Here is a 12,625-nt window from a genome sequence, read left to right as displayed (position 1 = left end):
GTTTGTCCATTTTTATGAGGCCTGCCATGACATTTGCCACGCTGCGTCGTCGTTTCCTGCTCGGCGGCCTGAGCCTGCTGCTCGGCTCGAGCCTGTTCACCCCCGTGTTCGCCGCCGATCTGCTCGACGAGATCAGGGCCAAAGGCACCCTCGAGGTTGGCTTGGAGGGTACCTATCCGCCCTTCAACTATCAGGACGAGAACGGCCAGCTGACCGGTTTCGAGGTCGACTTCGCCAACGCCCTGGCAGAGGAACTGGGAGTCAAGGCGGCGTTCCAGCCGACCAAGTGGGACGGCATCCTCGCCGCCTTGGAATCAGGGCGCCTGGACGTTGTGATCAACCAGGTGACCATCTCCGACGAGCGCAAACAGAAGTACGACTTCTCCACGCCCTATACCGTCTCCGGCATCCAGGCGCTGACCCGCAAGGCCGATGCCGGCAGTATCAAGAGCCCGGCTGACCTGGCCGGCAAGAAGGTTGGGGTGGGCCTGGGTACGAACTACGAGCAATGGCTAAAGGAGAACGTGCCGCAAGCCGACATCCGCACCTACGACGATGACCCGACGAAGCTCCAGGACCTTGCCGTCGGCCGCATCGACGTGATCCTGGTCGACCGGCTGGCCGCCTTCGAGATGGTCGAGAAAACCGGCGATCGCCTGGCCGTGGCCGGTGACGCCTTCTCCCGCCAGGAGTCCGGCGTTGCCCTGCGCAAAGGCAACCCGGAGTTGCTCGCCGCCATCGACGCGGCCATCGCCAAACTGCGCGCCGACGGCACTCTGAAACGGCTCTCCGAGAAGTGGTTCGGGGCTGACGTCACGCAATGATCGAGGGCAACCTGCAGCTGGTGCTGGACTCGCTGCCCTTTCTGCTCAAGGGCGCCTTGTGGACCGTGGTGCTGAGCCTGGGCGGAATGTTCTTCGGCCTGCTGCTGGGCTTCGGCCTGGCCCTGCTGCGGCTGTATGGTTTTCGGCCGCTGCAGTGGCTGGCGCGAGTGTATGTATCGTTTTTTCGCGGCACGCCCCTGCTGGTGCAACTGTTCATGATCTATTACGGCCTGCCGCAACTGGGTATCCAGCTCGACCCGCTGCCGGCGGCGCTGATCGGCTTCTCGCTGAACATGGCCGCCTACACCGCCGAGATCCTGCGCGCCGCGATCGCGTCGATCGACCGCGGCCAATGGGAGGCGGCCGCCAGCATCGGCATGAGCCGCGCGCAGACCCTGTACCGGGCCATCCTGCCGCAGGCCGCACGCACCGCCCTGCCGCCGCTAGGCAACAGCTTCATCTCGCTGGTCAAGGACACCGCCCTGGCCGCCACCATCCAGGTGCCTGAGCTGTTTCGCCAGGCGCAGCTTATTACCGCACGCACCTTCGAGATCTTCACCATGTACTTGGCCGCCGCGCTGATCTACTGGTTGTTGGCCAGCGTGCTGGCACACTTCCAGGGTCGGCTGGAAGACCGGGTCAACCGCCACGAGAGGGACGCCTGATGATCTCCGTGCGCAACCTCAGGAAATCAATCAATGGCCAGGCGGTGCTCAAGGGCATCGACCTCGACATCGCGCCTGGCGAAGTCCTGGCGATCATCGGCCCCAGCGGTTCGGGCAAGACCACTCTGCTGCGCTGCCTCAATTTGCTGGAACCACCCAGCGGCGGACAGATCAGCGTCGGCGATATCCACATCGATGCCGGCAGACCGCTCAAGCCGCAGCAAAAGCTGATCCGCGAGCTGCGCCAGCACGTCGGTTTCGTATTCCAGAACTTCAACCTGTTCCCCCATCGCACCGCCCTCGAGAATGTCATCGAGGGCCCGGTGCAGGTGAAGAAGGAGCCGCGCAGCAAGGCCATCGAGCGCGGCCGAGCGCTGCTGGCCAAGGTCGGGCTGGATGGCAAGGAAGATGCCTATCCCAGGCGTCTCTCCGGTGGTCAGCAACAGCGCGTGGCGATCGCCCGTGCGCTGGCGATGGAGCCGGACGTCATCCTCTTCGACGAACCGACTTCGGCGCTCGATCCGGAGCTGGTCGGCGAGGTGCTCACTACCCTCCGCGGCCTGGCCGAGGAAAGGCGCACCATGGTCATCGTCACCCACGAGATGAGCTTCGCCCGCGACGTGGCCGACAGGGCGATCTTCATCGACGACGGGGTGATCGTCGAACAGGGCGACGCCAGGCGACTGCTCAGCGCACCGCAGCACGAGCGCACGCGGCAGTTCCTGAGCAAGTTCATCGGCGACCACCACGGGCACTGAAGCGCCCGTTCGCGCTGCCTCGATCGTTGGCCCTGGCTGAGACGCTAACGCAGTATCGGCGCCCTCGCCTTTGGGCGTGCCGGCCGCCACGAGCGCGGCCTATGGACCTGGACGCACCCTCGGCGCTTGGCGAACGGCTCGTCGGCCCTGGTTTGGCTTCGGCCTCTCTCTGGCAACGAATCGCCTTTGCCGGGTGCGCCGCGGAGGCGTCGGCCCGATTAGCCCCTCAATGCCGCTTCGATCGTCGCAATGTCGATTTTGCGCATGCCCGTCATTGCTTCGAATGCCCGCTTGGCCGCCGCTCGATCAGGGCTGGTATAGGCGGCCGTCAGTACGCGGGGCGTGATTTGCCACGACAGGCCCCACTTGTCCTTGCACCAGCCGCATTCGCTTTCCTGGCCGCCGTTATCGACGATCGCGTTCCACAAGCGGTCCGTCTCGGCCTGGTCGTCGGTGGCGACCTGGAACGAAAACGCCTCGGTATGTCTGAAGGCCGGTCCCCCGTTTAGCCCGAGGCAAGGGATCCCCATCACCCTGAACTCGACCGTCAGGACATCGCCCTGCTTGCCCGAGGGATAGTCGCCTGGGGCGCGGTGGACCGCGACCACTGCGCTGTCCGGAAAGGTTTCGGCATAGAAGGTTGCAGCCTCGAGCGCGGTACCGTCGTACCAGAGGCAGATGGTGTTTTTGCTGGTCATTTTTGGGCTCCAATTGACTGTTAACTGGATGTGGCTTCGCAGGTAGCGTGAAGCGCATATCTAGTCGTACAGGACTCGGTTAAGTCGACAAACCCCTCTCAGATTCATCGCGTCCGATGTGGCAGGCCGGGCATATGCCGCCCGTACTCTCGTTGCCGTCCAGCCTGCGCTTCGCGGATCGAAACGCATCCATTCAAGCTTTCCGGAAAACGGGGACGAAGAGCCTGGCGTGATGGTGTGCCGCTCGACGAAATGGAGCGAATGTGATTTCGGAGTAGGAGATTTCGGCCGAATGCATGATCCGACCTGACCGAGGTGCACCTGCCGGGCGGCGTGTCGGACGACCGCCTTGGGGTATCGCCCCGATGCGCTGAGGTGCGATGGTGCGGGACAAACCGCCAGACACAAAAAAGCCCCATTTACGGGGCTTCTAGAGTATTTCAGCGAAGGTCTGGAGACCTTGTGAAACCATCGATTGGTGCGGACGGAGAGACTCGAACTCTCACACCTTTCGGCACTGGAACCTAAATCCAGCGTGTCTACCAATTCCACCACGTCCGCGAATTGCGAAGTTAAAGCGCAAAACGCCAGGCACGAATGCCTGGCGTTTCGAATATGGGGTGGACGATGGGAATCGAACCCACGACACCAGGAGCCACAATCCTGTGCTCTACCAACTGAGCTACGCCCACCATATCGTTCTGCCCTACTCGTTGCGTCGCCGCTTGGCGCGCCCGGCAGGACTCGAACCTGCGACCATCCGCTTAGAAGGCGGATGCTCTATCCAGCTGAGCTACGGGCGCTCAATCTGCTTCTGCATGCAGGGCAGAGATGACGCTCGAATCAAGCAGGCTTCCAAAGCGCCGCCTGGTAAACAGGCTGTGCTCGGCAAGCGGGGCGCATGTTAAGAGGGGTTGCCGCCGGCGTCAACAACGAGTGCAAAAAATTTCTTTTTCATAAAGGGGTTAGACCTGGGCGCGGCATGCTTTGGAACTTGGGGAGCCGCGTGCGAGAATGCCGCCCCTTCGTCTTTTCACGGTTCAAGATTCATGACGGCACAACTGATCGATGGGAAGGAGATCGCGGCCTCCATCCGGTGCGAAATCGCCGCACGCGTTTCCGAACGGCGCGAGCAAGGGCTCAGAGCGCCCGGACTCGCCGTGATCCTGGTTGGAAACGATCCCGCATCCGAGGTGTATGTCGCGCATAAGCGCAAGGACTGCGAGCAGGTCGGCTTCACATCGGTCGCCCATGATTTGCCGGCGTCTACCTCGCAGGCCGCGCTGCTTGAACTGATCGATCGGCTAAACGAAGACGAAGAGATCGACGGCATCCTGGTCCAGTTGCCATTGCCGGCCCACCTGGACGCCTCGCAGCTGCTGGAGCGTATCCGTCCAGACAAGGACGTCGACGGCTTCCATCCCTACAACGTTGGCCGTCTCGCCCAGCGCATGCCGCTGCTGCGGCCTTGCACACCCAAAGGCATCATGCGCCTGCTCGAGTCGACCGGCATCGACCTGCACGGACTCCACGCCGTGGTGGTCGGTGCGTCGAATATCGTTGGCCGGCCGATGGCATTGGAGTTGCTGCTGGCAGGCTGCACCACCACCGTGACGCACCGGTTCACGCGTGATCTGAAAAAGCACGTGGAAGACGCGGACCTGGTGGTCGTGGCGGTTGGCAAGCCGGGACTCGTCAAAGGCGAATGGATCAAGCCAGGGGCAATCGTCATCGACGTCGGCATCAACCGGCAGGCCGACGGCACCCTGATCGGCGACGTCGCCTTCGAGACTGCCGCCGAGCGGGCCGCCTGGATTACGCCGGTACCTGGCGGCGTCGGCCCGATGACCCGTGCCTGCCTGCTCGAAAACACGCTCCACGCCGCCGACACCCTGCACCGCTAACACACCAATAAAAGGGCCGCCTCCACAACGGCCCTTTCGACTCAGCGGCCCGTTCCGGCAGGAAAATCCTGTCCGGGCGCCGGTCGCCCTTCGAGTGGTGGCAGCGCTTTGGCTTTCTCCAGATCGATACCGGCGCCCTGTGCGACACGACGGCCGTAGTCTTCGTCGCAGTGCCAGAAATGCCAGACCATTCGCAGCTGGATGTCTTCCGGGCAATCCTTCATGTCAGCGACCAAATTGTTGATCAGGTCGTCCCGCTCCCAGTCTTCGAACGTGCGATAGCGCTCGCCGGCCTGCGCATAGTCCGAGCGGGCCTTGGTGGTCTGATATCGACCGAGCGCGCCTTCGACCCACTGGGCATAGGGCTTGCTCGATAGCGGCGCCTCACGCAGGCCGCCCTGGCTGCTGGGCTCGTAGTTGACGTGAGGATTCTCGCCGCCGCCATCGACGGAGAACGCCATCTGCCCATCGCGCTGGTTGGTCGCCGTGTGAAATTTCGGCGCATTGATCGGCAATTGCAGATAGTTGGCGCCCACTCGGTAACGCTGCGTATCGGAGTAGGACAAGGTGCGGCCTTGCAGCATCTTGTCATCGGAGAAGTCGATGCCGTCGACCAGCACGCCCGTGCCGAACGCTGCCTGTTCGGACTCGGCAAAGAAGTTCGACGGATTACGGTTGAGCACCAGCCGTCCGACCGGCAACAGCGGGAACTGGTCCTCTGGCCAGCGCTTGGTGTCATCGAGCGGATCGAAATCGAGCTCGGGGTGCTCGCCATCCGCCATGACCTGGACGCACATCTCCCACTCTGGGAAATCGCCGCGCTCGATCGCGTCGTAGAGATCGCGTGTCGCGTGGCCCACATCCTTGGCCTGGATTTCGGCGGCCTGCTCGCTGGTCAGATTCTTCACCCCAAGCTTCGGCTGGAAGGAGAATTTGCACAGCACGGCCTGGCCTTGCTCATTGACCAGCTTGTAGGTGTTCACGCTGGAGCCTTCCATGTGCCGGTAATCGGCCGGGATGCCCCACGGGCTCTTCACCCAGGTCACCATGTGCAGCGCTTCGGGATGGTGCTGGACGAAATCGTAGAAGCGCCAGGCCTCTTGCCGATTGCTGATCGGATCCGGCTTGAACGCGTGGATCATGTCGGGAAACTTGATGGCGTCGCGAATGAAGAAAATCTTCAGGTTGTTGCCGACCAGGTCCCAGTTCCCCTCGACGGTATAGAACTTGATCGCGAAGCCACGGGGATCGCGCGCGGTCTCGGGCGAATCCTTGCTTCCGATCACGGTGGAAAAACGCAGGAAGACCGGCGTCTGCACGCCCGCCTGGGTCAGCACCTTGGCACGCGTGTATTTGCTGGCCGGCTCGTTGCCGATCTTGCCGTACGCCTCGAAAAAGCCATGCGCAGCCGTCCCACGCGCGTGCACCACCCGCTCGGGAATGCGTTCCCGGTCGAAGTGGGTGATCTTTTCGATGAACTGGTAGTTCTCAAGCGTCGCCGGGCCGCGCTCGCCGACACTGCGCAGGCTCTGATTGTTATGGACCGGATGACCCTGTCGGGTCGTCAGCGTCTTGGGATCGTCGCTCATGGCTCCTCCTCGGTTTATCGGTATTGGCTTCACGTACCGATACGTTGGAGAACCCCGCCGACCCTTGGTTCGCCGATCGACGATAAGCGTTGCCAATCGGCTTCATAGCGAAACGCCCTGCGATTGCAGGGCGTTCGAGGCGGCTACGCGATTACAGGCGGAAGCGAGCGACCAGTCCGTTGAGGTCGACCGCAAGCCTGGCCAGCTCTTGGCTCGCGGCGCTCGTCTGATTGGCGCCCGCCGAGCTCTGCAGCGACAGGTCGCGGATGTTGACAAGATTCTTGTCGACTTCGCGCGCCACCTGGGCCTGTTCCTCCGAAGCGCTGGCGATCACCAGGTTACGCTCGCTGATCTCGCTGATGGCGCGAGCGATCTCATCCAGCGCATCACCCGCCGCCTTGGCGACGTCGAGGGTACTGCGGGCGCGCTCGTTGCTCGACTGCATCGCGCTGACCGCTTTCTCGGCACCCTGCTGCACACCACCGATCATCTGCTCGATCTCATGGGTGGATTGCTGGGTCCGATGGGCCAATGCCCTCACCTCGTCCGCGACCACCGCGAAGCCGCGGCCCGCCTCGCCGGCCCGGGCGGCCTCGATCGCGGCATTGAGCGCCAACAGGTTGGTCTGCTCGGCGATGGAGCGGATCACGTCGAGCACCTGCGAAATGTCCCGCACCTTGTCCGCCAGTTGGCCGACCTCGCCGGACGTTGCCGTGACGTCATTGGCCAGGAGGTCGATCGACGACACGGTCTTGATCACCTGCTGGCGGCCTTGCTGGGCGATGCGATCCGAATCACGCGAGGATTCCGAAGTGGCCACCGCATTGCGCGCCACCTCATCGACCGCCGTGGTCATCTCGTTGACGGCGGCTGCGGCCTGCTCGATCTCGTGGTTCTGCTGATGCAGGCCACGGGTCGAATCCTCGGTCACGGCGTTCAGCTCTTCCGCGGCGGAAGCCAGTTGATTGGACGAGTGCGAAATGTTCTGGATGGTATCGCGCAGGCTTCCCTGCATCGTCCGCAGGGCCGCGAGCAGTCGCGCGGGCTCGTCCTTGCCGGTCACCTCGATGGTCTGGGTCAGATCCCCTCCAGCCACGGCTTCGGCGAGGGTAACCGCCTCGTTGAGCGGCTGGACGATGCTGCGGGTGAACGACCAGGCCAGCACGATGGTGAGCAACGCGGTGACCAGGATGGCACCGATGACCAGCGTGATCGCGCTTTCGTAGACGGCGCCAGAGCGCGCCGCGGCCGCGGCCGCCTCGTTGCGGTTGATCTCCAGCAGCTCCCTGAGCGCAGCGGTCATCTGGTCCGCATGGCCATTGATCGGGCCATTCTGCAACTCGATAGCCTCGTCACGCTGCCCAGCCGTTACAAGTCGCACGATCTCCCGCTGGATCGGCAGGTAACCGGCCAGCGCCTGATCGAATCGCTGATAGGCCTGGCGCTCGCTGTCGATCGTGACGCGCTCCCGGTAGGCCGCATTCTTGGCGTCGACCTGTTCATCGAGTTGCGTCAAGGTTTGTAGCGTGCCGGCAAGCTGTTGTGGATCCTGCTGCACCAGGGCTCGCATGGTGAGTGCCCGCAGCCGCATCGTCGCGGTACTCAACTCGCCCAGCGCGGTAATGCTCGGCAACCAGTTCTGGTCGACCTCGAGCGATTCCTTGCGCATGTCCGCCATTCGGGCCGTAGCGACGACGCCGAGCACCAATACGAGCAACGCGATCAGGCCGAAGCCCAGCGCGAAGCGATATGAAACCTTCAGATTCCGGAGAAACATCTCTACTACTCCAATAAAAGTGGTCGGCGGCCTTCCCCGGCGCCGTCCTGTCTCTTTTATCGGGCCATACAAGCTGAAACTTTAGGCAGCCAAACAAATGGCGCCAACTTGCCGCATGGCTATTTGATACCAAGTCGGGCAGCCAGACGATTGAGATTGGCCCTGTCCAGGCCGAGCGCGCGTGCAGTCGCGGCCCAGTTGCCGGCATGCCGTTCCAGTGCGATCGATATGAGCTGTCGCTGGTAGGCATCAGTGGCGTCACGCAGCGGCATGAGCGGCATTTCATGAACGGCCGCGACTGGCAGCACGGTCGGCATCGCCGCGGGCAGATCGAGGTCAGCGGCCGTGAGGCTCAGTATCTTCGGCCGCTGCGGGTGGCGCGCCAGGGCCTTGAGGCACGCCCGGCCGATCAGATGCTCCAGCTCCCTGACATTCCCGGGCCACTCATAGCCGAGCAGCGCCGCCTGCGCCTCGGCTGACAAGCGCAGGCTATCGACGCGAAGCCGCGGCCGGTTGTGCTCGAGAAAGTTACCGGCCAGCAACAGCACGTCGCGTCCACGCTCGCGCAGGGGCGGCACATGCAGCGGATAGACGCTCAGGCGGTGGTAAAGGTCGGCACGAAAGCGCCCTGCCCTCACCTCGTCGGCAAGGTCGCGGTTGGTGGCCGCGAGCACGCGTACATCGACGCGATGCTCGCGGTCCGAGCCGACACGCTGCAACTGGCCGCTCTGCAATACGCGCAAGAGCTTGGCCTGTATCGGCAACGGCATTTCGCCGACTTCGTCGAGGAACAGCGTGCCCCCGTCCGCCAGTTCGAACTTGCCGCTCCGCTCGCCCACGGCGCCCGAGAACGCACCGCGCACGTGACCGAACAGCTCGCTTTCCACCAGCGTTTCCGGCAGCGCGGCGCAGTTGAGGCTGATCAACGGACGGCGCGCACGAGACGACTGCGCGTGGATGGACTGCGCGACCAGCTCCTTGCCGACCCCGGTTTCCCCGCTGATCAGTACCGTGAGATCGCTTTCGGAAACCAGCCGGATTTCACCCAGCAGGCGCGCCATCGCCTCGCTCTGGCCGATCAGTTCGATCCGTTGCGCCATGCCAGCAACCTCGCGGAAGCGCTCGGCGAGCTCATGCTCGTCCTCGACCCGCCGGGCGAGACTGCTCATGCGCTCGCCCGCCTTCACCGTCGCGGCGGCCAGGCGCGCCACCGCTTCCAGGTTCTCCAGCGCGATCTGCCCGAAGCGCGCCGGATCGAGCGAGTCGAGCGTGAGCAGCCCCCAGGGCCGGTCATCGATGAACAGCGGGCATCCCAGGCAATCGTGCACCTCCAGATGGCCTGAGTGACAGGCGACCAGGCCATCGTAGGGATCGGCGAGGCCACAGTCGGCCGCGAACCGCGTCGCTCCACGCGCCTGCAACAAGGCGGCGAAGCGCGGATGGTCGGCGATCTGGAAGCGGCGCCCCAAGACATCGGCGCTCAAGCCGATGGCAGCGAGCGGTACCAGCTGATCGCCTTCGAGCTTGAGCAACGCAATGGCATCGCACGGCATGAGCGAGAACAACGCATCGAGCAGCCGGCGGTAACGCTCGGCTTCGGGCAACTCGCGCGCGAGATCATCGATCAGTGGCAGGAGCACCTGAATCAACGGGGTGGAAGCAGTCATTTCGACTCCAAATAAGTCATTTCGACTCGAACCGGTGCGAGTCTAAACGACACACACCTTGCCGCTAAGCCCCAATTTACGCGGTTTGCGTGTTGGCACGTTTGATGAAAGACAGGAAACACCAACACACCAACAGGGTTTCCCACATGCGCAACATTCTGCCTTTCGCCGTTCTGTCCCTCGCCTTCATCGCCTCGTCCGCGCACGCCGATCGCGTCGTCGAGGAAGTTTCCGACAACACCGCAGGGGGAGCCATCGGCGTACTCAGCGGAGTCATGGCCGGTGGTGCGGTAGGCGGACCGATCGGTGCACTCGTCGGCGGCGGCGCCGGTTTCTGGCTAGGACGCGCCGCGCAGGCCGAAAGCGGACTGAGCGAGCCGGCCTATGTCGTCGAATCGGCTTCGGGCGATCGCGAGGTGGTTCGTTCGCCGAATGCGCGTTTCGCCGCCGGCGACCTGGTCACGCGCAACGGCATTCGCATCGTGCCGGAACATTGATCGATCAATCGAGGAGTACCGCCATGCGCCACGACCCCATTGCCCTAAACCGCCTCGCCAATCTGCTGATGAGCAGTGGCCTCGGCCTGCTGCTCGTCGGCGTCCTGGGCGCTTACGTGCTGGATGGCAGCCTGACGCTGCCGGCCATCGTGCTGGCCCATGCGCTGACCATTCTTGGCCCTTCGCTGGTGAAGATCGGCTACGTGATGCGCCTGGCGGCCAGTCGTCAGGCCCGATTCGCCTGATAACGCGCTGCGCAATTACAGCCCAAAGGAACCTATCGATGAGCAATGAATTCGCGGGCCGTCTGTGCGTCGTCACGGGCGCCAGCTCCGGGATCGGCCTGGCGGTCACCCGCCGACTACTGGAGCAAGGCGCACGGGTCATCGCGATGGCGCGCAGCACCGACGCACTGGCGCCGCTCGCGGCCGAGTCGTACGGGCAGCTGATCACTTTCGATGGCAATGTCACCCGCCCGGACGATCTCGCCGAACTGGCCGAAATGGCTCGCCGGATCGGCCCGGTCGCCTGCGTCGTGCCCAATGCCGGCGTTGCCGAACTGGCCGATGCGCTGGATTGCGCGGCCTTCGAGCGGCAGTGGTCGGTCAATGGGGCGGGCGCGTTGAACACGCTGGCGGCGCTTCGCCCACATCTTTGCGAGGACGCGGCCGTGGTGTTCATCGGCACCTTCCTGGCCAACCGCAGCTTTCCGGGGCTCGGCGCCTACATCGCAACCAAGGCAGCCCTCATCGCACAGGCGCGTACGCTTGCCGTAGAGCTGGCGGCTTCGGGCATTCGCATCAACACCGTGTCACCTGGCCCTACCGCCACCGCCATCTGGGGCAAGCTTGGCCTGACGCCGGATGCGCTTGCCGGCGTCTCCGAGGCTGTCGATCCGCGCCTGCTCGGCGGCGGCTTTCTCGAGGCAGACGCCGTGGCGGACGTCGTGTTGTTCCAGCTGTCCCAAGGCGCCCGTGGCGTCTATGGCCAGGACTGGGTCGTCGATAAGGGCTACACCCTGGCGTAAGGCGTCATCCACAAAAACCGAGCTACCAACGGAGCCGATACCGCCCGAGAATCGAAGCGCCTGCTGCCGCAGCGCACCAGCCGTCGGGTGGATTCAAGCGCGAAGCGGGCGGCCCACGCCGTCACCGTCGCGCCTCAATGGACCTCGGCCTGGCGGCGTCGCGGCAGGATGTCGAGGAAGTTGTCCCGTGCCACGCCGCGCGCCGTGTCGTCCTCAAGCGCGTCGAGAAACGGGACGAACGCGTGCATCGCCTTGCCGAGGTTATCGAAGCTGCCCACTACATCGGAGCCCAGCATGAAACGCGTCGGGTACTTCTCGATCAACGCTACCCATCTGGGATCGGGCTGCTCGTTTTCGTCCAGCAGATAGGGGTGGAGCATCGTCCATGACAGGTCGATATAGAGATTCGGGTAGTCGGCGAGCAGCCGTGTCACGGTTTGCAGCAGGAAATCGAGCTTCTCCTGATGGCGATGAATTTCCATGCTGGTTCCGGCGTGCGCCCAGATGAAGCGGACATGCGGATGGTTGCGCAGCGGCTCCTCGATCTCCTCCAGGTACAGCGGGTTACGCTCGCGCTTGGAGGTGATGTTGGAGTGCACCATCACGGGCAGGTCGTACTCAGCCGCCAGGTGATAGACACGGGCCAGGGCTTCGTTATTGGCGCGCGGGGTGTCGCCATAGGTGAGCGCCGTGAGGTCATCGTGGCGGGTGAAAATCTCACCGATGCCCTGCCAGAAACCAGGGTGCAGTTCCAGCATGCGCCGGATGTGTGCGTCGGCATTCTTGTCGGTCGGATTGAAGCCGGTCAGGAAGGGATGAAAGCGCTTCTGCTGTTCTTCCGGCAGGCTGGTAACCGCATCATGGACGAACACATCGGTCGCGCTGAACCAGTAGGCCCCCGCATCATCCCCGGCGTAGTAGCGGGGCCGCTTGGGCTCGTCTTCATGCCACTTCTTGGCTACCGAGATACCGCTGATCATGGCGTGGTCGATGCCAGCCTCGTCCATGGCCTTGACGAGTCGTGTGATGCCGTCGGACTCCTGGAAGAAATCCACGTAGTGCAGATGGGCATCGCTAAAACGGTATTCACTGGCGACTACGGGTGCTGCAAGGGCAAGGCAGAAAGGCAAGGCGAAGCGGAACATGAACAAGCGTGCATCCTCGAGAAAGACGCTGCGTAGACACCGGCGCGCCTGCGCTCGTTCAGCCGTCATGCACG

At 63.6% G+C, this 12,625-nt stretch carries 12 protein-coding genes and 3 tRNA genes; 7 read left to right on the top strand and 8 right to left on the bottom strand.

Annotation, left to right across the window (positions count from 1 at the left end; translation table 11 throughout):
* Positions 1-26: 26 nt before the first annotated feature.
* Genes tcyJ through tcyN form a run of 3 tightly spaced genes read left to right on the top strand, consistent with a single transcriptional unit; the run spans position 27 to position 2,247 of the window.
* A complete protein-coding gene (tcyJ, locus tag D7325_RS08840; RefSeq protein ID WP_120995198.1) occupies positions 27-824 on the top strand; it encodes a cystine ABC transporter substrate-binding protein in 798 nt (265 codons plus the stop codon).
* On the top strand, positions 821-1,489 hold the full coding sequence (tcyL, locus tag D7325_RS08835; protein WP_120995197.1) for a cystine ABC transporter permease: 669 nt from the start codon (positions 821-823) through the stop codon (positions 1,487-1,489). The genes tcyJ and tcyL overlap by 4 nt, the downstream gene beginning before the upstream one ends.
* Positions 1,489-2,247 (top strand): L-cystine ABC transporter ATP-binding protein TcyN, encoded by a 759-nt coding sequence (gene tcyN / locus D7325_RS08830; RefSeq protein WP_120995196.1) that lies wholly within the window; start codon positions 1,489-1,491, stop codon positions 2,245-2,247. Before tcyL ends, tcyN begins: the two co-directional genes overlap by 1 nt.
* A 218-nt stretch (positions 2,248-2,465) precedes the next feature.
* Here tcyN and D7325_RS08825 read toward each other — a convergent pair whose 3' ends face one another.
* The 4 genes from D7325_RS08825 to D7325_RS08810 all read right to left on the bottom strand — a co-directional run bounded on the left by D7325_RS08825 (position 2,466) and on the right by D7325_RS08810 (position 3,748).
* A complete protein-coding gene (locus D7325_RS08825; protein ID WP_120995195.1) occupies positions 2,466-2,945 on the bottom strand; it encodes a VOC family protein in 480 nt (159 codons plus the stop codon).
* A gap of 476 nt (positions 2,946-3,421) precedes the next feature.
* Positions 3,422-3,506 (bottom strand) — tRNA-Leu (locus tag D7325_RS08820).
* Positions 3,507-3,561: 55 nt separating this feature from the next.
* A tRNA-His gene (locus D7325_RS08815) sits at positions 3,562-3,637 on the bottom strand.
* Between the two features lie 34 nt (positions 3,638-3,671).
* A tRNA-Arg gene (locus tag D7325_RS08810) sits at positions 3,672-3,748 on the bottom strand.
* 246 nt (positions 3,749-3,994) lie between these two features.
* Between D7325_RS08810 and folD the strand changes: the two genes are divergently transcribed.
* The gene (gene folD, locus D7325_RS08805; protein ID WP_120995194.1) at positions 3,995-4,849 is read left to right on the top strand and encodes a bifunctional methylenetetrahydrofolate dehydrogenase/methenyltetrahydrofolate cyclohydrolase FolD; all 855 of its coding nucleotides are present in this window, start codon (positions 3,995-3,997) and stop codon (positions 4,847-4,849) included.
* A gap of 41 nt (positions 4,850-4,890) precedes the next feature.
* Here folD and D7325_RS08800 read toward each other — a convergent pair whose 3' ends face one another.
* The 3 genes from D7325_RS08800 to norR all read right to left on the bottom strand — a co-directional run bounded on the left by D7325_RS08800 (position 4,891) and on the right by norR (position 9,882).
* Entirely contained in the window at positions 4,891-6,438 is a 1,548-nt protein-coding gene (locus tag D7325_RS08800; RefSeq protein WP_120995193.1) for a catalase, read from the bottom strand.
* Between the two features lie 151 nt (positions 6,439-6,589).
* A complete protein-coding gene (locus tag D7325_RS08795) occupies positions 6,590-8,215 on the bottom strand; it encodes a methyl-accepting chemotaxis protein (RefSeq protein ID WP_120995192.1) in 1,626 nt (541 codons plus the stop codon).
* 119 nt (positions 8,216-8,334) lie between these two features.
* Positions 8,335-9,882, bottom strand: coding sequence for a nitric oxide reductase transcriptional regulator NorR (gene norR, locus D7325_RS08790; protein WP_120995191.1), 1,548 nt, complete (start codon positions 9,880-9,882; stop codon positions 8,335-8,337).
* Between the two features lie 92 nt (positions 9,883-9,974).
* Between norR and D7325_RS08785 the strand changes: the two genes are divergently transcribed.
* From D7325_RS08785 to D7325_RS08775, 3 genes are read left to right on the top strand one after another with little or no spacing between them, the layout of a single operon-like run.
* Positions 9,975-10,379, top strand: a complete 405-nt coding sequence (locus D7325_RS08785) for a hypothetical protein (RefSeq protein WP_245962055.1) — start codon at positions 9,975-9,977, stop codon at positions 10,377-10,379.
* A gap of 23 nt (positions 10,380-10,402) precedes the next feature.
* Entirely contained in the window at positions 10,403-10,624 is a 222-nt protein-coding gene (locus tag D7325_RS08780; RefSeq protein ID WP_120995189.1) for a hypothetical protein, read from the top strand.
* Positions 10,625-10,662: 38 nt separating this feature from the next.
* A complete protein-coding gene (locus D7325_RS08775; RefSeq protein ID WP_120995188.1) occupies positions 10,663-11,406 on the top strand; it encodes an SDR family NAD(P)-dependent oxidoreductase in 744 nt (247 codons plus the stop codon).
* Positions 11,407-11,540: 134 nt separating this feature from the next.
* On the opposite strand, the gene D7325_RS08770 is transcribed toward D7325_RS08775, so the two are convergent.
* Positions 11,541-12,551 (bottom strand): amidohydrolase family protein, encoded by a 1,011-nt coding sequence (locus D7325_RS08770; RefSeq protein ID WP_120995559.1) that lies wholly within the window; start codon positions 12,549-12,551, stop codon positions 11,541-11,543.
* Positions 12,552-12,625: the final 74 nt, after the last annotated feature.

The sequence above is a fragment of the Stutzerimonas urumqiensis genome (assembly GCF_003640395.1).
GTDB classification, from domain to species: domain Bacteria; phylum Pseudomonadota; class Gammaproteobacteria; order Pseudomonadales; family Pseudomonadaceae; genus Stutzerimonas; species Stutzerimonas urumqiensis.
Note: the sequence above shows the minus strand (reverse complement) of the source record. Positions and strands in the feature narration are given on the sequence as shown.

Bases quoted from the DNA above. Each gene is read 5' to 3' on its own strand.
- tcyJ (WP_120995198.1), top strand. From the start codon at position 27: ATGACATTTGCCACGCTGCGTCGTCGTTTCCTGCTCGGCGGCCTGAGC.
- tcyL (WP_120995197.1), top strand. From the start codon at position 821: ATGATCGAGGGCAACCTGCAGCTGGTGCTGGACTCGCTGCCCTTTCTG.
- tcyN (WP_120995196.1), top strand. From the start codon at position 1,489: ATGATCTCCGTGCGCAACCTCAGGAAATCAATCAATGGCCAGGCGGTG.
- D7325_RS08825 (WP_120995195.1), bottom strand. From the start codon at position 2,945: ATGACCAGCAAAAACACCATCTGCCTCTGGTACGACGGTACCGCGCTC.
- folD (WP_120995194.1), top strand. From the start codon at position 3,995: ATGACGGCACAACTGATCGATGGGAAGGAGATCGCGGCCTCCATCCGG.
- D7325_RS08800 (WP_120995193.1), bottom strand. From the start codon at position 6,438: ATGAGCGACGATCCCAAGACGCTGACGACCCGACAGGGTCATCCGGTC.
- D7325_RS08795 (WP_120995192.1), bottom strand. From the start codon at position 8,215: ATGTTTCTCCGGAATCTGAAGGTTTCATATCGCTTCGCGCTGGGCTTC.
- norR (WP_120995191.1), bottom strand. From the start codon at position 9,882: ATGACTGCTTCCACCCCGTTGATTCAGGTGCTCCTGCCACTGATCGAT.
- D7325_RS08780 (WP_120995189.1), top strand. From the start codon at position 10,403: ATGCGCCACGACCCCATTGCCCTAAACCGCCTCGCCAATCTGCTGATG.
- D7325_RS08775 (WP_120995188.1), top strand. From the start codon at position 10,663: ATGAGCAATGAATTCGCGGGCCGTCTGTGCGTCGTCACGGGCGCCAGC.
- D7325_RS08770 (WP_120995559.1), bottom strand. From the start codon at position 12,551: ATGTTCCGCTTCGCCTTGCCTTTCTGCCTTGCCCTTGCAGCACCCGTA.